The 17204-nt window shown below is 64.7% G+C and carries 16 protein-coding genes and 2 pseudogenes; 9 read left to right on the top strand and 9 right to left on the bottom strand.

Going from position 1 to position 17204, the window contains the following annotated elements:
* Window positions 1–17: 17 nt before the first annotated feature.
* On the bottom strand, window positions 18–1121 hold the full coding sequence (locus tag U5A82_RS09380; protein ID WP_326290365.1) for an NAD(P)/FAD-dependent oxidoreductase: 1104 nt from the start codon (window positions 1119–1121) through the stop codon (window positions 18–20).
* Complete coding sequence (locus tag U5A82_RS09375) at window positions 1118–2098, bottom strand: alpha/beta hydrolase (RefSeq protein WP_326290363.1); 981 nt, start codon at window positions 2096–2098, stop codon at window positions 1118–1120. Before U5A82_RS09375 ends, U5A82_RS09380 begins: the two co-directional genes overlap by 4 nt.
* 51 nt (window positions 2099–2149) lie before the next feature.
* Between U5A82_RS09375 and U5A82_RS09370 the strand changes: the two genes are divergently transcribed.
* The 8 genes and pseudogenes from U5A82_RS09370 to U5A82_RS09335 all read left to right on the top strand — a co-directional run bounded on the left by U5A82_RS09370 (window position 2150) and on the right by U5A82_RS09335 (window position 9821).
* Complete coding sequence (locus U5A82_RS09370; RefSeq protein WP_326290361.1) at window positions 2150–2623, top strand: A24 family peptidase; 474 nt, start codon at window positions 2150–2152, stop codon at window positions 2621–2623.
* Window positions 2624–2674: 51 nt separating this feature from the next.
* Window positions 2675–3682, top strand: a pseudogene (gene cpaB, locus U5A82_RS09365) (Flp pilus assembly protein CpaB); the annotation flags it as partial.
* 6 nt (window positions 3683–3688) lie between these two features.
* Entirely contained in the window at window positions 3689–5239 is a 1551-nt protein-coding gene (locus U5A82_RS09360) for a type II and III secretion system protein family protein (protein ID WP_326292894.1), read from the top strand.
* 15 nt (window positions 5240–5254) lie between these two features.
* Complete coding sequence (locus U5A82_RS09355) at window positions 5255–5920, top strand: CpaD family pilus assembly protein (protein ID WP_326290359.1); 666 nt, start codon at window positions 5255–5257, stop codon at window positions 5918–5920.
* Between the two features lies 1 nt (window position 5921).
* On the top strand, window positions 5922–7214 hold the full coding sequence (locus tag U5A82_RS09350; RefSeq protein ID WP_326290358.1) for a pilus assembly protein CpaE: 1293 nt from the start codon (window positions 5922–5924) through the stop codon (window positions 7212–7214).
* 55 nt (window positions 7215–7269) lie between these two features.
* Window positions 7270–8268, top strand: coding sequence for a type II secretion system F family protein (locus U5A82_RS09345; RefSeq protein WP_326290356.1), 999 nt, complete (start codon window positions 7270–7272; stop codon window positions 8266–8268).
* Between the two features lie 18 nt (window positions 8269–8286).
* Complete coding sequence (locus tag U5A82_RS09340) at window positions 8287–9276, top strand: type II secretion system F family protein (protein WP_326290355.1); 990 nt, start codon at window positions 8287–8289, stop codon at window positions 9274–9276.
* 125 nt (window positions 9277–9401) lie between these two features.
* Entirely contained in the window at window positions 9402–9821 is a 420-nt protein-coding gene (locus U5A82_RS09335) for a DUF2147 domain-containing protein (protein ID WP_326290353.1), read from the top strand.
* Between the two features lie 53 nt (window positions 9822–9874).
* On the opposite strand, the gene U5A82_RS09330 is transcribed toward U5A82_RS09335, so the two are convergent.
* From U5A82_RS09330 to U5A82_RS09305, 6 genes and pseudogenes are all read right to left on the bottom strand, one after another.
* The gene (locus tag U5A82_RS09330) at window positions 9875–10474 is read right to left on the bottom strand and encodes a ribonuclease HII (protein ID WP_326290351.1); all 600 of its coding nucleotides are present in this window, start codon (window positions 10472–10474) and stop codon (window positions 9875–9877) included.
* Window positions 10467–11228, bottom strand: coding sequence for a bifunctional hydroxymethylpyrimidine kinase/phosphomethylpyrimidine kinase (gene thiD / locus U5A82_RS09325; RefSeq protein WP_326290350.1), 762 nt, complete (start codon window positions 11226–11228; stop codon window positions 10467–10469). Before thiD ends, U5A82_RS09330 begins: the two co-directional genes overlap by 8 nt.
* A complete protein-coding gene (locus U5A82_RS09320) occupies window positions 11225–11449 on the bottom strand; it encodes a DUF1272 domain-containing protein (protein ID WP_326290349.1) in 225 nt (74 codons plus the stop codon). The genes thiD and U5A82_RS09320 overlap by 4 nt, the downstream gene beginning before the upstream one ends.
* A gap of 93 nt (window positions 11450–11542) precedes the next feature.
* The gene (gene glmM, locus U5A82_RS09315) at window positions 11543–12883 is read right to left on the bottom strand and encodes a phosphoglucosamine mutase (protein WP_326290347.1); all 1341 of its coding nucleotides are present in this window, start codon (window positions 12881–12883) and stop codon (window positions 11543–11545) included.
* A gap of 302 nt (window positions 12884–13185) precedes the next feature.
* A complete protein-coding gene (locus U5A82_RS09310) occupies window positions 13186–13368 on the bottom strand; it encodes a CsbD family protein (protein WP_326290346.1) in 183 nt (60 codons plus the stop codon).
* 84 nt (window positions 13369–13452) lie between these two features.
* A pseudogene (locus tag U5A82_RS09305) lies at window positions 13453–14609 on the bottom strand (N-acetyltransferase).
* A 151-nt stretch (window positions 14610–14760) separates the two neighbouring features.
* Between U5A82_RS09305 and U5A82_RS09300 the strand changes: the two are divergent.
* Complete coding sequence (locus tag U5A82_RS09300) at window positions 14761–15828, top strand: fatty acid desaturase family protein (RefSeq protein WP_326290345.1); 1068 nt, start codon at window positions 14761–14763, stop codon at window positions 15826–15828.
* 274 nt (window positions 15829–16102) lie between these two features.
* On the opposite strand, the gene lptG is transcribed toward U5A82_RS09300, so the two are convergent.
* Complete coding sequence (lptG, locus tag U5A82_RS09295) at window positions 16103–17203, bottom strand: LPS export ABC transporter permease LptG (protein WP_326290343.1); 1101 nt, start codon at window positions 17201–17203, stop codon at window positions 16103–16105.
* Between the last annotated feature and the right edge of the window lies 1 nt (window position 17204).

Here is a 17204-nt window from a genome sequence, read left to right as displayed (position 1 = left end):
CTTAGCGAAACCGGGGCTTAGCGAAACCGGGCGGGAGAATAGGGACGCGGATCGAGGTTGGCGATCTGCGCCGATGGGGCTTCATCCCGGATCAGCGCACTGGCCAGCAGGGCGGCGGCGGGCGCGGTCTGGATGCCGAAGCCGCCCTGCCCCGCGAACCAGAAGAAGCCCGGAACATCCGGATCGAACCCATAGACGGGCGCACGGTCGGGCGCGAAGCTGCGCAGCCCGGCCCATTTGCGTTCGACGGCCGCGATCGGCCAGTCGACCGCTTCCTCGAACCGGGCGATCGCCTGCGCCACCGCCAGTTCCTCCGGCGCGGCGTCGCAGGGGAGCGACGGCGCTTCATCATGCGGAGTGAGCCATAGCCGCCCCGCCCCCTCCGGCTTGAAATAGAAGCCGCCCGACAGGTCCATCACCAGCGGCAGATCGGAAGACGGCATGGCGGGCACGCGCAACTGCGCGACGGTGCGCCGCAACGGGCGGATACCCACGGGCGCGACGCCACTGGCCGCCGCGACGATATCGGCCCAGGCCCCCGCCGCGTTGACCAGCAGGCCGCAGTGGATGGCGCCTTCGCGCGTGTCGATGCGCCAGCCGCCCGGCTCGGCATGGGCTGCGGTCAACGCGCTGGCCAGGCGCACCTCGCCGCCCAGGCGCTGGAAACGGCGCAGATAGGCCTGATGCAACGCCCCGACGTCGATGTCCCGGCAACTCGGCTCCAGCACGCCCAGCGTCCAGTCGGGCCGCAGCCCCGGCACCAGCGTGGCGGGATCGACGCATTGCAGATCGACCCGGCCCGCGAACTGCGCCAGCAGCGCATCGCGCCGATCCGCGTCCCGCGCGCGGCCGATGTGCAATGTGCGGCGCGGCGAGAGGAAGCTGCGGTCGTGAAAGGCGGGGTCGGGATCGGTCAGCATCGGCCCCGACGCGGTGGTCAGCGGCTGGACGATCGGCCCGCCATAGGTCTCTTCCCAGAAAGCCACCGACCGGCCCGTGGCGTGATAGCCTGGCTGTTCCTCCATCTCCAGGATCAGCACATGGGCATGCGCCGCCAGTTCCGCGCCCAGGCTGGCGCCGGCCATGCCGCCGCCGATGATGACGATGTCGGGATGGGTCAACGGCCGATCTCGCTGGGAGCCTTCTCGTCCAGAAAAGCATCGATCCGCGACAGCGCGTCCAGCCGCACCGGGTCCAGTTCGCGCAATATCTCGTGCGCCGCTTCCCGCCCATAGACATGCAGCCGCGCGCCCGCGATGCGCCCTGTCACCTCGCGGATGGCGGGTGTCGATACAAGCTGGTCGGCATCCGTCGCCAGGATCAGCATGGGCGTGTCGATCCGGGCGATCGCCGGTCCTTCCGCCAATGTTCGGGTCAATTCGAGCGCCTGTAGCACCCAGTTCCAGCTCGGCGGACCCAGCGCGATATCGCGACTATGATCGCGCCACCAGATTTCGTCGGCATAGCGATCCGGATCGTGGGTCAGCCTTTTCTGCCGCATCCGCCGCTGCCGGTCGGATTGCTCCTTCTGCGTCCAGGCGGGACGCTCCCCCCGCCCGATGCCCACCATGAAGCGCGCGATCGCCACCGCCAGCCAGCGCGGCAGCGGCGCGCTATGGACGCCCAGCATCGGCGCGACCACGGCAGCGGCGCCGGGCGCGGGCATGCCTTCGGCCAGCGCGCGCAGCAACATATGGCCGCCCATGCTGTGCGCCACCATGGCGGTGGGGCCATGCCCTTCCGCCCGCCAGTCCGCCGCCAGCGCATTGAGGTCCGCGATCCACGCGGCAAAGTCGCCGATATGCCCACAAAGCGGGTCGTCGGTCAGGCGGCCCGATCCGCCCTGTCCGCGCCAGTCGAAGCTGGTTACGGCCCAGCCGCGCGTCGCCCAATGGTGGATGACCTCCAGATATTTTTCAATCATGTCGCCGCGACCGCCCAGCACCAGCATGCGGCCACGTTCGCCCGATCCCAGCTGATACCGGCGGATCGGCCAGCCATCGGGCGCGGTCCAATAGTCCAGCCGCCCGCCCATCGGCCAGGCGCGCCGGTTGATCGGCGCGTCGGGGGCCGCCGTCGGGAAATCGGGTGAATCCATCTGTGCCGTGGTTACCCTTTGGTAAGCCATATGGTCTAGGGCCTAACCCCCATGACCGGGGAATATTTCCGACTGGCGCTGATAGCGCTATTGGGCGCGCTGCTGATTGTGGCGGCGATCACGGATTTACGGTCGCGCATCATATCCAATCGGCTGAACCTGGCCATCGCCTTGCTCGCGCCCCTGTGGTGGCTGGCGAGCGGGCTGGAGCCGTGGCCCGGCATGGCGGTGCAACTGCTGGTCGGCGTCATCGTGTTCGTCCTGTTCGCTGCGCTGTTCGCCGCAGGCATGATGGGCGGAGGGGATGTCAAGCTGCTCGGCGCGCTGGCGCTGTGGTTTCCCTGGCAGGCGGTGCTGTCGATGATCGTCCTGATGGCGATGCTGGGCGGGTTGGTCACGATCGTCACGGTCATCCACCACCGGATGACAAAGAGGCTGGGACAGCCGGAAATTCCCTATGGCGTTGCCATATCCGTCGCGGCCCTTTGGCTGCTTGGCGAACGATATCTTAACCATTTTGCGTAATGAGTGGGGCACTGGGGGCAGTGCACCCATTTGAGGGAGGCGAATTTCGTCATGGATGCCAAGAAGATCGTGCTGCTGGTGGGGGCGCTAATCATAGCAGTCACTACAGCCTTGCTTGCACGCAACATGTTGAGTTCGTCGAGTACGCCGCAGGTCAATGCCGCGAACATGCCGGTCGAAGCCGATCAGCCCCATGTGCTGGTCGCGACCAAGGCGCTGCCCGTGGGCACGATATTGGACGCGGAAAGCTTCCGCTTTCAGCCCTGGCCCAAGGATCTGATCGAGCAGGCCTATTTCCTGCGTGGTGAGGCCGATCCCGCCAAGCTGGCAGGCAGCGTCGTGCGCACCGCTATCACAGCAGGGCAGCCGATGACCCAGGGGTCCATCGTGCAGCCGGGCGATCGTGGTTTCCTGGCGGCGGCGCTGGGCCCCGGCATGCGGGCGGTCACGGTTCCGGTGTCCGCGCAAAGCTCCGTCGCGGGCTTCGTATTTCCGGGCGATCGGATCGACCTGGTCCTGACACAAAGCGTGGCAGGCGGTGGCGACGGCGATCCGCTGCGCGTGTCCGAAACCATCCTGCGCAACCTGCGCGTGCTCGCTACCGACCAGCGCATGGATGCGATGGGCGCGGACGGCAAGCCCGAAGTGCGCACCTATTCCAACGTCACGATCGAAGTGACGCCCAAGATCGCCGAAAAGATCGCGGTGTCGCAGACCATCGGGTCGCTGTCCATGTCGCTCCGGTCGATGGCGGACACCACGTCCGACCTGGATGCCGCGATTGCGGGCACCGATGTCGACCTGCCCGGCGGCGCGAATCCCAATGCGGAAAAGGCGATCATCGCCAAGCTGGCCGCCAGCCCGGTCGATCGCGGTTCCACCTATTCGACGGGCGCCGACGTATCGCGCTACCAGCGCAGCTCGGTCCCGGCCAAGGCGGAAGCGCCGATACCGCCGATGATGGCCGCCAACGGCGCGCCGGTCGGCACCGTGGCCTTCAAGGGGCCGGTGATCCGCGTGGCTCGCGGCACCCAAGTGACCGAAGTTCCGGTCGGGGGAAGTAAGATGAAGAGCTTGCACAATCGCGCGCCGCGCCTGACCGCTCCGGCCATTGCCCTGGGCCTGGCCGTCGCCACCATCGCGGCCCCCACCACGGCGCTTAACGCCGCGCCCTCCAGCATGCAGGACGGTGCGATCCTGATGTCGATCGGCGGCAGCCGGGTGGTCAACCTGTCGGCCAAGATGTCCGATGTCGTGATCGCCGATCCGTCCGTCGTCGACGTCCATGTCCGGTCGCAGAACCAGCTTTACCTGATCGCGAAGAAGGCGGGCGAAACCACCGTCTTCGCCACCGCGACCAACGGCAAGGTGCTGTTTTCGGGCACGGTGCGGGTCGGCAACAACCTGACCAGCATCGACGACATGCTGCGCCTGGCGATGCCGGACGCCGCCATCGCGGTCAACAAGATGAATGGCATGGTCCTGCTGACCGGCACGATCAAGGCGCCCGAGGACGCGGCGGAGGCCGAACGGCTGACGCAGGCCTTCGTGGGCAAGGAAACGACCGTGGTCAGCCGCCTGCGCATGGCGACGCCGTTGCAGGTCATGTTGCAGGTGAAGATCGCGGAAGTCAGCAAGGATGTTGGTCACAAGATCGGCATGAACATATCTGGGCTCGGTGGCGTGAAGGGTTCTTTCAGCGGCTATGTCGGCCGCAATTCGCGCAACTTCGTCACCCGCAATGTCACTAAGCCTACGATCGTGCCGGGCGTCCTAAATCCGGATGGTTCGTTCACGCCCCCCTACACTTCGGTGCCCGGTTCCACGGAATATAACTTCACCCAACCCGCAGATGGGTCCACCACGCTCGGTTTTGTTGCGCGGCTGTTCGGCATGGACGTGGCTGGTGCTTTGGACCTTGCCGAATCAAGCGGTCTGGCGACCACCCTTGCCCAGCCGAACCTGACGGCATTGTCCGGTGAAACCGCCAGTTTCCTGGCTGGTGGCGAATATCCCTATACGGTCAGCAACGGCACGCAGGGCAACAGCATCGAATTCAAGCAATATGGCGTGCAACTCGCGTTCACGCCGACGGTTTTGTCGGACGGGCGCATTTCGCTGCGCGTTCGGCCCACCGTGTCGAGCCTGGACTTCACGATCAATGCCAACGTCCCCGCGCTCAAAAGCCGTACCGCTGAAACGACAGTGGAACTGGGATCAGGCCAGGCCTTCATGATCGCGGGCCTGCTGAATGCGGAAACCGGCAACACGGTCGACAAAGTGCCCGGGCTGGGAGACATCCCGATCCTGGGCAGCCTGTTCAAATCTCGATCCTTCCAGCGGTCGGAAACCGAACTCGTCATCGTCGTCACCCCCTATCTCGCCAAGCCGATGAACGCCGGGGACGTACGCCTGCCGACCGATGGCTTCCGCAACGCGACCGTGGCGCAGGGCCTGTTGCTGCAACAGGGCAATGACGGCGTCAGTGGTGCGCGTGGCCGGGGACCGACACGTGCGCCCGGTTCTCCGGCGCCCGTCAGCCCTCAGGCCTATGCGCCGCCGCGCGGCGACGGCAAGTCGACCAAGCCCGCCGCCGCACCCGGCTTCAGTTTCTGACGGAAGGACAAAGACATGACCTCTCCCCTCCCTCCCCGTCTGCCTCTTAAAGCGCTCGCCGCGATCGCGATCATGGCGCTTCCGATGACCACCCATGCCCGCCCGCCCCGCGCCAACCGCAGCGTCGATTCGGTGCATCAGCCGGTCGTGAGCCACAGCGCCTATACGTTCGATGTGCAGGCTGGTTCGGGCGGTGGCCTTACCCCCACCGAAGCGATCCGGCTGAACGATTGGTTCGTGTCCATCGGCCTGGGCTATGGCGACTCTATCGCGATCGTCACTGAGGGCGGCTATTACAGCCCTGCCCTGCGCGACGATATCGGCGACGTCGTGGCGCGCCATGGCCTGCTGATCGCGGAAGACAGTTCGGCCGAGGCCGGACAGGCCGCTGCGGGCAATGTCCGCCTGATCGTCCGCCGTGCCACGGCCAGCGTGCCCGGCTGCCCGGACTGGCACCAGAAGCAGGAAACCGACATAAATCTGGGTGCGTCGTCCAATTTCGGCTGCGGCGTCAACGGCAATTGGGCCGCGATGGTCGCCAACCCGGAAGACCTGGTCCGTGGTCAGGGCACCGACAGCGACCTGCGCACCGCGACGTCGAACCGCGCCATTTCCACCTATCGCGACAAGCCGCTGACAGGGGCTGGCGACCTCAAGCAGATGACGGCGGGGGGGCAATAAGATGAACGCACCGTGGAAACCCGGCATCGGCGGCCATCGCGACCCGTTCCATGCCTATGTCTGCGACGATCACAGCTTCGACATGCTGCGCGCAGTCGCTGCCGAACTGGGCTGGGCGCCGGAAAAGGTGAACAAGGGCGGCATGCGCAACGCGGTGCAGAGCCTGTCGATCACCGCGTCGCCACAGATATTGTTCGTCGACATGTCCGAAAGCGGCGATCCGCTGAACGACATCAACAGCCTGGCCGAAGTATGCGAACCCGGCACGGTCGTGATCGCGTCGGGCCAGGTCAATGACGTGCGCCTCTATCGCGATCTGGTCGCCAGCGGCATTCAGGACTATCTGCTCAAGCCCTTCGGCGCGGACCAGTTGCGCGATGCTCTGGCACAGGCGCAGGCCGTATTCATGGCCCCGCGCGATGTTACGCCCGAGCGTCCGCATTGCACCATGGCGGTCATCGGCACACGCGGCGGCGTGGGCGCGTCCAGCATCGCGACGTCGCTTGCCTGGATGCTGTCCGAAAAGAAGAAGCGCCCGACCGCGCTGCTCGACCTGGACGTGCATTTCGGCACCAATGCGCTGGCGTTGGACCTGGAGCCGGGTCGCGGCCTGACCGACGCGATCGAAAATCCCAGCCGCATCGACGGACTGTTCATCGAACGCGCGATGGTGCGGGCGAGCGATACGCTGGCGATCCTGTCGGCCGAAGCGCCGATCAGCCAGCCGATGATGACCGACGGGGGCGCTTTCTACCAGTTGCTGGAAGAATTTCGCCTGGCATTCGAATGCAGCGTCATCGACCTGCCGCGCAACATGCTGATCCAGCATCCGCACTTGGCGTCCGACATCAACGTGACGCTGGTCGTGACCGAACTGACGCTGGCCGCGGCGCGCGACACCATTCGCATCCTGTCCTGGCTCAAGAGCAATGCGCCGCAGGCGCGCGTGGTGGTGGTCGCCAATCGCGTCCATCCCGGTGCGCCGGAGATCAGCCGCAAGGATTTCGAACAGTCGATCGAGCGCAAGGTGGATGTCATCGTGCCGTTCGACCTGCGGATCGCATCGCAGGCGGCGAAGCTGGGCAAGACGCTGGCGGAAACGGCCAAGGGCAGCAAGGTCGGCGCGGCCTGCGCCAGCCTGCTGGACGAGGTGCTGGGCGCCGCCGATGCCGTCGATCCAACTGCTGCACCCAAGGGTGCGCGCAAGAAGGGCGATTCCCTGCTGGGCAAGATCGGCGATTTCCGGTCGATGATGCCGTCACGTCGCAAGGACAAGGCGGCGTTGGACAATTGATCGCATGTGCCGCCCGGCAGTGGGCGGCGCGGCATCCTGAAGGACAGGCGACGAGATGGACGGCAATTTCATCCTGATATTGGTGCTGGTCGCGACCATGCTGGGGCTGGCCGTGGTCGCGTTTGCCGGTCCGTCGCCGGACAAGGCGCGCAAGCGGCGCGTCGCGATGATCCGTGGCCGCCACAGCGAATTGGCCGAAGCGCTGTTGGAGGCGCGGATGCGCCGGGTGATTTCCAATCGCGCGACCGGCGTCGAAGCCAAGATGCTGGTGTCGCTGATCCCCAATCCGGATAATCTGACCAAGCGCCTGAAGATGACCGGCAAGAAATGGACGCTCAGCCAGTATATGACGGCCAGCGCCTGCATTTTTCTGCTGCTGTCGGCATTTTTGATGCTGCGCGGATTCCCCTTTCTGTTTGCGGTCATGGTCGGCCTGGCCGCCGGTCTTGGCCTGCCCCACTGGTGGGTCGGACGCCTGATCAAGGGGCGCGTCAATAAGTTCACCGTCAAATTCCCCGACGCGCTGGAATTGCTGACGCGCGGCCTGCGGTCGGGCCTGCCGATCGCAGAGACGCTGGGCATCGTGTCGAGCGAAATTCCGGGGCCCGTGGGCGAAGAGTTCAAGCTGATCACCGAGCGCATCAAGATCGGCCGTACGATGGAACAGGCTTTGCAGGAAACCGCCGATCGGCTGGGCACGGCCGAATTTCAGTTCTTCGTCATCACCTTGTCGATCCAGCGGGAAACCGGCGGCAACCTGGCCGAAACGCTGTCGAACCTGGCCACCGTATTGCGCCAACGTGCGCAGATGAAATTGAAAATCCGGGCCATGTCCTCGGAATCCAAGGCGTCGGCCTATATTATCGGCGCGCTGCCGCCGTTGGTGTTCGGCATGATCTGCTACATCAATTTCAATTATATGAGTCCGTTCTTCACACCTGATCCGGCTGGCATTTTCGGGCTGAGCACCATGCAGGTGATCGGCATCGGCGGCATGTGCTGGATGGGCATCGGCGCTTTCATCATGGCCCAGATGGTCAATTTCGAAATCTGACGGGCAAGGACAAAATATATGGACGCCCCTACCCCCGCCGGTACGCTTTTCGGCCTGACCGCCACCGATTTCGGCACGCTGCTCGCCGCCCTGGCGACGCTGGCCATCCTGTTTGCGCTCTATGCGGTGATGACCGTGCGCGATCCGATGGCCAAGCGGGTCAAGGCGCTCAACGACCGGCGCGAACAGTTGAAGGCGGGCATCACCGCGTCGACCGCCAAGCGCCGCGCCAAGCTGGTCACGCGCAACCAGACGACCGACCATATGCGGTCCTTCCTGTCGAGCCTGAAGGTGCTGCAGGACGACCAGCTGAAAGATGCGCAGATCCGCCTGGCGCAGGCGGGCATCCGGTCGAAGGATTGGGCCGTCGCCATCATCTTCGGCCGCATGATCATGCCGATCATCATCGGCGGCGCGGCCGCGATCCTGCTCTATGGGGTGGGGATCGAGCCGGAATGGGGCCCGATGAAGCGCTTCTTCGCTTTTGCGGTGGCCCTGTTGCTCGCCTACAAGGCGCCCGACATCTTCATCGACAACAAGGTGCAGAAACGGTCCGCCGCGATCCGCAAGGGGTTGCCTGACGCACTCGACCTGCTGGTGATCTGCGCCGAGGCGGGCCTGACCGTCGACGCCGCCTTCAACCGGGTGGCGCGTGAACTGGGCAAGGCCTATCCCGAACTGGGTGACGAGTTCCAGCTGACCGCGATCGAGCTGAGCTTCCTGACCGAGCGTCGCATGGCGTTCGAAAATCTCGCCACACGCGTCAAGCTGGATGCGATCAGGGGCGTGGTCACGACCATGATACAGACGGAGAAATATGGCACCCCGCTCGCTTCGGCACTACGTGTCCTTTCAGCCGAGTTCCGTCACGAACGCATGATGCGCGCAGAGGAAAAGGCCGCGCGCCTGCCCGCGATCATGACGGTGCCGCTGATATTGTTCATCCTGCCGACCCTGTTCGTCGTCATCCTGGGTCCGGCCGCCTGTTCGATCAGCACCGCCTTCTAAAAAAGTTGGAGAGCGGGATGCACGCTGCCGTAGCGTCGCCCGGAAAGGTCGCCCGCCCCGCCGAAAAAGGCGGTGGCGGGCGGGCTTTTCCTGACTATCTTTCGTCAAACAATGGAGTGGATCGCATGAAGCAGGCCGTTTTCGCCATCGCAACCCTGGGTGCCGCCCTTGCCGCCATGCCCGCGCAGGCCGCCCAGCCCGTCACCGGGCGCTGGGCCACGGTGGACGGCAAGGCGATCGTCCAAATCGCGCCATGCGGCAAACATCTGTGCGGGAAGATCGAGAAGATCGTGAAGCCCACGCCCGGCCGTGCGCAGACCGATGTCAAAAATCCCGATCCGGCGTTGCAGTCCAAACCCCTTGTCGGCCTGGCGCTGCTGACCGGCTTCGAAGATGGCGGTGAACATTGGAAGGGGACGATCTACGACCCTGAAAGCGGCAAGAGCTATACCTCAAAGCTCAGCCGCAACGGGAATGGCACGTTGAAGGTGCAGGGCTGTATCGCCTTCTTCTGCAAGACCCAGACCTGGACGCCGGTGCGGTAGGCGACGACCACCCTGCGGTTCGCTGGGCTTCGGTATTCCGGGCTATCCAGTTATTACAGCAGTATCAATTGCGCCACCGGGGCGAAGCTGCGGCGGTGGAGCGGGGTCGGGCCATGTTCGCGCAGGGCGGCCAGATGCCGGGCGCTGCCATAGCCCTTGTTCGTGTCCCAGCCATAATGGGGGTGGTCGGCCGCCGCCGCGATCATCATGCGGTCGCGTTCCTCCTTGGCGAGGATGGAGGCCGCCGCGATCGACAGGCATTTGGCGTCGCCCTCCACCACGGCGGTGGAGGCCCAACGCCATGTGGGGCAGCGATTGCCGTCCACCAGGACATGGGCGCAATCGTGGTTCAGCGCTTCGACCGCGCGGGTCATCGCCAGCATCGTTGCCCACAGGATATTGATGGCGTCGATTTCCTCCACGCTGGCGATGCCGACGCCCCAGCAGAGGGCGCGCGCCTTGATCTCGACCTCCAGCGCGGCGCGCTTCTTCGCCGTCAGTTGCTTGGAGTCGTTGAGGCCATCAGGGCAATCATCGCTACGCAGGATGACGGCGGCGGCGACCACCGGCCCGGCCAGCGGTCCCCTGCCCGCTTCATCCACACCGGCGACGAGGCCGGGATGATGGCGCAGTTCGTGGACGAAGTCAGGCATAAGCGTGGAAACCGAAGGGCGCGCCCATTGGGCCATGACCGCCGCCGAGCCCCGGCGCGAGGCTGAGGGCTTCGCGCACATATTTGCGGCCGCGCTCGATCGCTTCGACCAGGTCCAGCCCCTGGCCCAGGCCGGTCGCGATAGCGCTCGCCAGCGTGCAGCCGGTGCCGTGGCTATGGGGCGTGTCGATGCGGGCGTTGCTCCAGGCATTGAGGACGCCGCGCGGCGCGATCAGCCGATCGGTCAGCATAGGGCCTTCGCCATGGCCGCCCTTGGCCAGGACATGAGTGTCGAAACGGACGGCGACCGCGTCCCCACCCAGCGCGGTCAGTTCGGGGATGTTGGGGGTGACGAGGGTCGCGATGGCCATCAGCTTTTCGAACGCTGCAATGGTGGCGTCGTCGGCCAGCAGCGATCCGCTGGTGGCGACCATGACGGGATCGAAGACGATCGGGACATGATCCAGCCTGGCCAGTCGGTCGGCCACGGCTGCGGCAGTTTGCGCCGATCCGATCATGCCGATCTTTACCGCGTCGACGCCGATGTCGCTGATGCAGCTTTCCATCTGCGCCAGTACCATGTCGGTGGGGATCGGGTGGACGCCCTGGACGCCCAGCGTGTTCTGCGCGGTGATCGCGGTGATGGCGGTCATGCCGAAGCCGCCCAGCAGGGTCACGGTCTTGAGGTCCGCCTGGATGCCCGCGCCGCCCCCGCTGTCGGAACCGGCGATGATGAGGATGCGGGCGGGCGTCATGGCGTGTAGTGGCGCTCCGTCGAGGCCGGGTTGGCGGCGAGCGCCTTGCCGACGCGGGTCGGGCGGTCCATCAGTTCGCCGCCGCAATTGGGGCAGCGATCGTCCAGCGCTTCGGCGCACGGTGCGCACCAGGTGCATTCGAACGAGCAGATGAACGCGCCGGGCTGGTCGGCGGGCAGATCCGTGCCGCAGCGTTCGCAGTCGGGGCGCATGTCAAGCATGGTCGCACCCTCCCCGTTCGGTTCGCGCTTGTCGAGAACGTACCGCGAAGTTCTCGACAAGCTCGAACCGAACGGATGTGGGGATGAGAGCCATCACGCTGCGGCTTTTTCCACTGCGGCGCAGATGCGCTCGACCACATCCCTTACCTGCTCTTCCCGGTCGCCCTCCGCCATCACGCGGATAACGGGTTCGGTGCCGGACGGGCGGATGACGAGGCGGCCCGCGCCGTTCAATTCCGTTTCCGCCTGCGCGATGACGCGCTTGACGTCCGCATGCTCCAGCGGCTTTCCGCCGGAGAAGCGGACATTTTTGAGCAATTGGGGAACAGGGTCGAACTGGTGCAGCGTTTCGCTGGCGGGCTTGCCGGAACGGACCAGCGCGGCCAGCACCTGGAGCGCGGCGACCGTGCCGTCGCCGGTGGTGGCATAGTCGGACAGGATCATATGCCCCGACTGTTCGCCGCCGATGTTGAACCCGCCTTCGCGCATCCGTTCCAGCACGTAGCGGTCGCCGACCTTGGTCCGCTCCAGGCCGATGCCCTTTCCCGACAGAAAGCGTTCGAGGCCCAGGTTCGACATGATCGTTGCAACCAGCCCGCCGCCGCGCAGCCGGCCTTCGGCCATGAAATTGGCGGCGATCAGCGCCATGATCTGGTCGCCGTCTACGATCTGGCCCTTTTCATCGACCACGATCAGCCGGTCGGCGTCGCCGTCCAGCGCGATGCCGACATCCGCGCCGGAGGACACCACGGTTTCCTGGAGCAGCAACGGTGCGGTGGAGCCACAACCGTCATTGATGTTGATGCCGTTGGGTGTCACGCCGATGGCGACGACGGTCGCGCCCAGTTCCCACAGCGCGGATGGCGCGACCTGATAGGCGGCGCCGTTGGCGCAATCGACCACGATCTTGAGGCCATCGAGGCGCAGGTCGGCGGGGAAGCTGGACTTGACCGCGTGGATGTAGCGACCGCGCGCATCCTCGACCCGGCGGGCGCGGCCAATATCCTTGGACGGGGCGAGCGCGATGTCCTGCCCCAGCAGCGCTTCGATCTTCAACTCGTCCTCGTCCGACAGCTTGTAGCCGTCCGGGCCGAACAATTTTATGCCATTGTCGAAATAGGGATTGTGGCTGGCGGAGATCATAACGCCCAGGTCCGCGCGCATCGAATGGGCGAGCAGCGCGACGGCGGGCGTCGGGATCGGGCCAAATTGCACCACGTCCATGCCCACGGCGGTGAAGCCCGCGACCAGCGCGTTTTCGACCATATAGCCCGACAGGCGCGTATCCTTGCCGATCACCACGCGATGGCGATGGCTGCCGCGCAGGAAGTGGGTGCCAGCGGCCATGCCGACCTTCATCGCCAGCTCCGCCGTCATGGGCCATTGATTGGTACGGCCGCGAATGCCGTCGGTGCCGAAATATTGCCTGCTCATGCCCCTCTCCATGCACCGGGGAGCCGCCCGGTATCAACCCACAACCGCTGTCATGGGAAAGATGAACGAGACGAGGCGGGCGCTTAACTTCGCACTTTTCCCGCTGATCCTGACATTTTATTGCTCGGGTGTGATCCTATTCGGTCGTGCCCTGGCGGTAGAGAGTTCAGTTCGACAAACGACACTGGACCCCGGCCTTCGCCGAGGAACGGATTTCATAAGCCGCTGCGTGCCGATAGGACAGAAACGGGAAAGGCCCCGTTCCTTTCGGAACGAGGCCTTCGATTGTCCGGACTATCGGATCAGATCTTGTCGCCGAGCGCGCCCTTAACCGAACCGGCCACATCCTGAGCCGTGCCCTTAGCCTTCTGCGCCTTGCCTTCGGCTTCGAGGCGCTCATTGTCGGTCGCCTTGCCGATGCCTTCCTTGACGGCACCAGCCGCCTTGTTGCCAGCGGCCTTCAGCTTGTCGGTGGTCTCGCCCATGGTCGTTACTCCTTGCGTGGTGATGGATGTATAAACGACGCATCGGTCGAACGGTTTCCACCAATACGAAGGCGAAACAAAATCTTAGAGGGGCTTTTCGTAGATCTGGTAGATTTTGTTCACTTCGCTGTTGATGGCTTCGGCAATGGCGTTCATGCCCTGATTGTCGTCCAGCACCCAGCCGATCTCCCCACGCGTGGAATCATATTCGGACACCGCGCGCAGGCGGATCGCCTCGATCATCATGAAGGCCAGCTGGCTCGCCATGCGGGAGGATTGCAGGCGCTGGACCACGCCCATCAGCGGCACGCGCATGGTGCGCACCTTAGGCTTGCGCAGCCACCAGAGCAGCTTTGCCCAGCCGAACGGGAAGAGTGAGCCGTTAAGCGGCGTCAGCGCTTCGTTGAGGTCGGGCAGCGTCATCATGAAGGCGACCGGTTCCCCGTCCAGTTCGGCGATCATGATGAGATCTTCGAACACGATGGGTTTCAGCTTCTTGCCGGTGTGGGCGACCTCTTCGTCCGTGATCGGCACGAAGCCCCAATTATTGCCCAGGCGTCGTTGAGGATCGCCAGGATGATCGCGGCTTCCTTGTCGAACTGCGCCTTGTCGACGCGGCGGATATGGATGCGCGGGTTCTTCTCACCCGACTGAATGATGCGCTGTATCAGCGGCGGGAAGCTTTGGGTGATGTCCAGCTCATAGGTTTTGAGCTGCTTGGCGGGGGCATAGCCCGCCCCCTCTATGATCGCCTGATAGGCGGGGCTGTTATGCCCCATCATGACCGTTGGCGGATGATCATGGCCTGAAATCAGCAGGCCCGGCTCTTCCCAGATGGACAGGGAAATCGGCCCCAGCACCCGGGTCATGCCCTTGCCGCGCAGCCAGTCTTCGGCCGTGGCGATCAGGGCGCGGCCGGTTTCGGCATCTTCCGCCTCGAACAGGCCGAAATTGCCGGTACCCGGTCCCATCCCCTGTTCGACCGGCTGTTGAAGCGCCAGATGATCGATATGGGCCGCAATGCGGCCGACCACCTTGCCGCCGCGACGGGCGAGGAAATATTGCGCCTCGGCATGGCCGAAAAAGGGGTTCCTCCCCGGCGTCATCAATTCCTTCACCTCCGCCTTCAACGGCGGCACCCAATGGGGATCGTTGGCGTAGATGCGCCAGGGCAGGTCGATGAAAGCCTTCAGGTCGGACTTGCCGGAAACGGGTGTGATGACCAGATCAGATTGCGCCACTTGTGCCGCCTTCAAGGAAATTATGGAATGGGATGCAGTTCGCGCCTCGTCGCCGGAATGTCAATCAGGCGCGCCCGGCGGGGCGATATCATGGTGAATATGTCATGGTGTTGCCACGATATCAGCGCATTTCGCGGTTAGGAGCGCCCTTATGACTGTGCATGATCCCCTATTGGCCGCCGCCCAGCGGGCGCGCGCCGCGATCCCCGACGACACCGTGATGTTGCGGGCCGCCGCCGAACTGACGCGCGATTATTCACTCGCCAATCCGCGCATCTATTGGCCCGACATGCTGGCGTCCGCGCTGGTCGGATGGGGCGCGATGGCCGGTGCGATCCTGGTGGAGAATAAGGCGGTCGCGGTGGCATGCGCCTTCGTCGCGATGATGGCGCTGTATCGCGCAGCGAGTTTCATCCATGAGCTGACCCATATCCGCAAGGGCGCCCTGCCCGGCTTTCGCCTGGGGTGGAATTTGATCGTCGGCATTCCGCTGATGATCCCGTCCTTCCTGTATGAAGGCGTCCACACCCAGCATCATGCGCGCACCCGTTATGGTACGGCGGATGACCCGGAATATCTGCCGCTGGCGCTGATGAAGCCCTGGTCTTTGCCGCTGTTCATCCTCGTCGCCTCGCTGGCGCCGGTCGGCCTTATCTTGCGTTTTGGCGTGCTGACGCCGCTGTCGCTGCTGATCCCGCCGTTGCGGCGCAAGGTGGTGGCCGAACTGTCGGCGCTGTCGATCAACCCATCCTATCGCCGCCGCGCGCCCGAAGGCGATTTCGCGCGGATGTGGCAATGGCAGGAGGCAGGCGCCAGCCTGTTTGCGCTGGCGCTGGTCGGCAGCGTGTTCGCCTTCGGATGGAAGCCGCTGCTCGTCTATATGGCGATCCATTCGGCCATGACCGTCATCAACCAGTTGCGCACCCTGGTGGCGCATCTGTGGGAGAATGAGGGCGAGGCGATGACGGTGACGGCGCAATATCTGGATTCGGTCAATGTGCCGCCGCCCGGCACGCTGCCCGCGCTGTGGGCGCCGGTGGGGTTGCGCTATCATGCGCTGCATCATCTGCTGCCCAGCGTACCCTATCATGCGCTGGGCAAGGCGCATGCCCGGCTTATGGCCACGCTGGACGCGCAATCGCCCTATCATCGCGGCAATTACAAGGGGATGATGCCGCTGGTGGGCAAGATCGCGCGCAGCACGATGGCGGCGCGCTGACGCGCCGATCGCATGGCGCGGCGGGAGGATTTACTGGCGGCCGAAAAAATATAGGTTGCCCGTTGAAACCCTATTTTCGACGCCTATATCCGAACTGTTCCGGTCTCTTTCCCCTCCCCCTATGAGGATCGGAACGCTCCCTAGGAAGGCCCCGTGCGACATCCCTTGTTCGCCGGGGCCTTTTTCTTTGGGGCGCAACATCGACGGCGGCCCCAAGTCGTTTCTTTGTTTTCCGTGATGTCCCAAGTCGTGCGATGGTCCATCGTACGCGAAATCACTCTTCCGTGCGGAACAGCACGGTTTCGCCGACGAGCAGGAACAGGAAGAAGGGCGCCCAGGCCGCCAGAACCGGGGGATAGGCGCCCAGGCTACCCATCGCGAGCGAGAAATTGTCGGCGACGAAATAGGCGAAGCCCAGCGCCATGCCCAGCACCGCGCGCATGAACAACTGGCCCGATCGCGCCAGGCCGAAGGCGGCGACCGACCCCAGGATCGGCATCAGCAGGGCCGAAAGCGGCCCCGATATCTTGTGCCACAGACTGCCTTCCAGTTCGGCGGTCGGGCGGCCCGCGTCGCGCAGGTCGGAAATGGCGGCTTCCAGCTCGCTGAAGGTCAGCGCGTCGGGATCGACCTTTGCCAGGGTGAACTGGTCGGGGCGGATGTCGCGGCCGAAGCGGACGGTGCCGACATTGCGCACGGTGCCGCGCGCCACATCGAACTGGCGCGCGCCTTCCAGCAGCCAGCTTTTGGTGGCGGCGTCATAATGGCCCTTGGGCGCCTGGATGATGGTGGTCAGGCTGTTGTTGACGCGGTTGTATATCTGCACCTTGCGCAACTGGACCTGCGTACCGCGCCCGGCCACGATCGCGGCGTTGACCAGGTTGTTGCCGTCGCGCACCCAGGGGTTGCTCTTGACCCCGCTGTCGGGCGGGATCGGGCCGTAGTCCACGGCCTGCCAGGCGCTCAAGGCCGCCGTGGCGCGGGCGACGATACGTTCGTTGAACACGAAGCTGATGACCGCCACGCCCAGCGCGGTGGCGATGAGCGGCGCCAATATCTGGTGGGCGGAAAGCCCCGCGCCCTTCATCGAGATGATTTCGCTATTCTGATTAAGCGTCGCCAGCATCACCAGCGTGCCCAGCAGCACCGAAAAGGGCAGGAAGCGGGCGATGATCTGCGGCGCGCGCAGGCCGACATAATGCCATAGCTGCGGATCGCCATTGCCCGGATAGGCCAGCACGTCGCCCGAATTGCCCAGCAGGTCGAGCGTCTGGAGCACGACCACCAACAGCGCCAACACCGCGAAGGTGCGCGTCAGGAACAGCCGCGCCATGTACCAGCTGATCTGACGCGAGGGGAAGAAGTTCAATTGCATG

It is taken from the genome of Sphingobium sp. CR2-8, assembly GCF_035818615.1.
In the GTDB taxonomy this organism is placed as follows: Bacteria; Pseudomonadota; Alphaproteobacteria; order Sphingomonadales; family Sphingomonadaceae; genus Sphingobium.
The sequence above is the reverse complement of the archived record's forward strand: the minus strand, read 5'-3'. Positions and strand labels throughout refer to the sequence as shown.

Bases quoted from the DNA above. Each gene is read 5' to 3' on its own strand.
- U5A82_RS09375 (WP_326290363.1), bottom strand. From the start codon at position 2,098: ATGGATTCACCCGATTTCCCGACGGCGGCCCCCGACGCGCCGATCAAC.
- U5A82_RS09370 (WP_326290361.1), top strand. From the start codon at position 2,150: ATGACCGGGGAATATTTCCGACTGGCGCTGATAGCGCTATTGGGCGCG.
- U5A82_RS09360 (WP_326292894.1), top strand. From the start codon at position 3,689: ATGAAGAGCTTGCACAATCGCGCGCCGCGCCTGACCGCTCCGGCCATT.
- U5A82_RS09355 (WP_326290359.1), top strand. From the start codon at position 5,255: ATGACCTCTCCCCTCCCTCCCCGTCTGCCTCTTAAAGCGCTCGCCGCG.
- U5A82_RS09350 (WP_326290358.1), top strand. From the start codon at position 5,922: ATGAACGCACCGTGGAAACCCGGCATCGGCGGCCATCGCGACCCGTTC.
- U5A82_RS09345 (WP_326290356.1), top strand. From the start codon at position 7,270: ATGGACGGCAATTTCATCCTGATATTGGTGCTGGTCGCGACCATGCTG.
- U5A82_RS09340 (WP_326290355.1), top strand. From the start codon at position 8,287: ATGGACGCCCCTACCCCCGCCGGTACGCTTTTCGGCCTGACCGCCACC.
- U5A82_RS09335 (WP_326290353.1), top strand. From the start codon at position 9,402: ATGAAGCAGGCCGTTTTCGCCATCGCAACCCTGGGTGCCGCCCTTGCC.
- U5A82_RS09330 (WP_326290351.1), bottom strand. From the start codon at position 10,474: ATGCCTGACTTCGTCCACGAACTGCGCCATCATCCCGGCCTCGTCGCC.
- thiD (WP_326290350.1), bottom strand. From the start codon at position 11,228: ATGACGCCCGCCCGCATCCTCATCATCGCCGGTTCCGACAGCGGGGGC.
- U5A82_RS09320 (WP_326290349.1), bottom strand. From the start codon at position 11,449: ATGCTTGACATGCGCCCCGACTGCGAACGCTGCGGCACGGATCTGCCC.
- glmM (WP_326290347.1), bottom strand. From the start codon at position 12,883: ATGAGCAGGCAATATTTCGGCACCGACGGCATTCGCGGCCGTACCAAT.
- U5A82_RS09310 (WP_326290346.1), bottom strand. From the start codon at position 13,368: ATGGGCGAGACCACCGACAAGCTGAAGGCCGCTGGCAACAAGGCGGCT.
- U5A82_RS09300 (WP_326290345.1), top strand. From the start codon at position 14,761: ATGACTGTGCATGATCCCCTATTGGCCGCCGCCCAGCGGGCGCGCGCC.
- lptG (WP_326290343.1), bottom strand. From the start codon at position 17,203: ATGCAATTGAACTTCTTCCCCTCGCGTCAGATCAGCTGGTACATGGCG.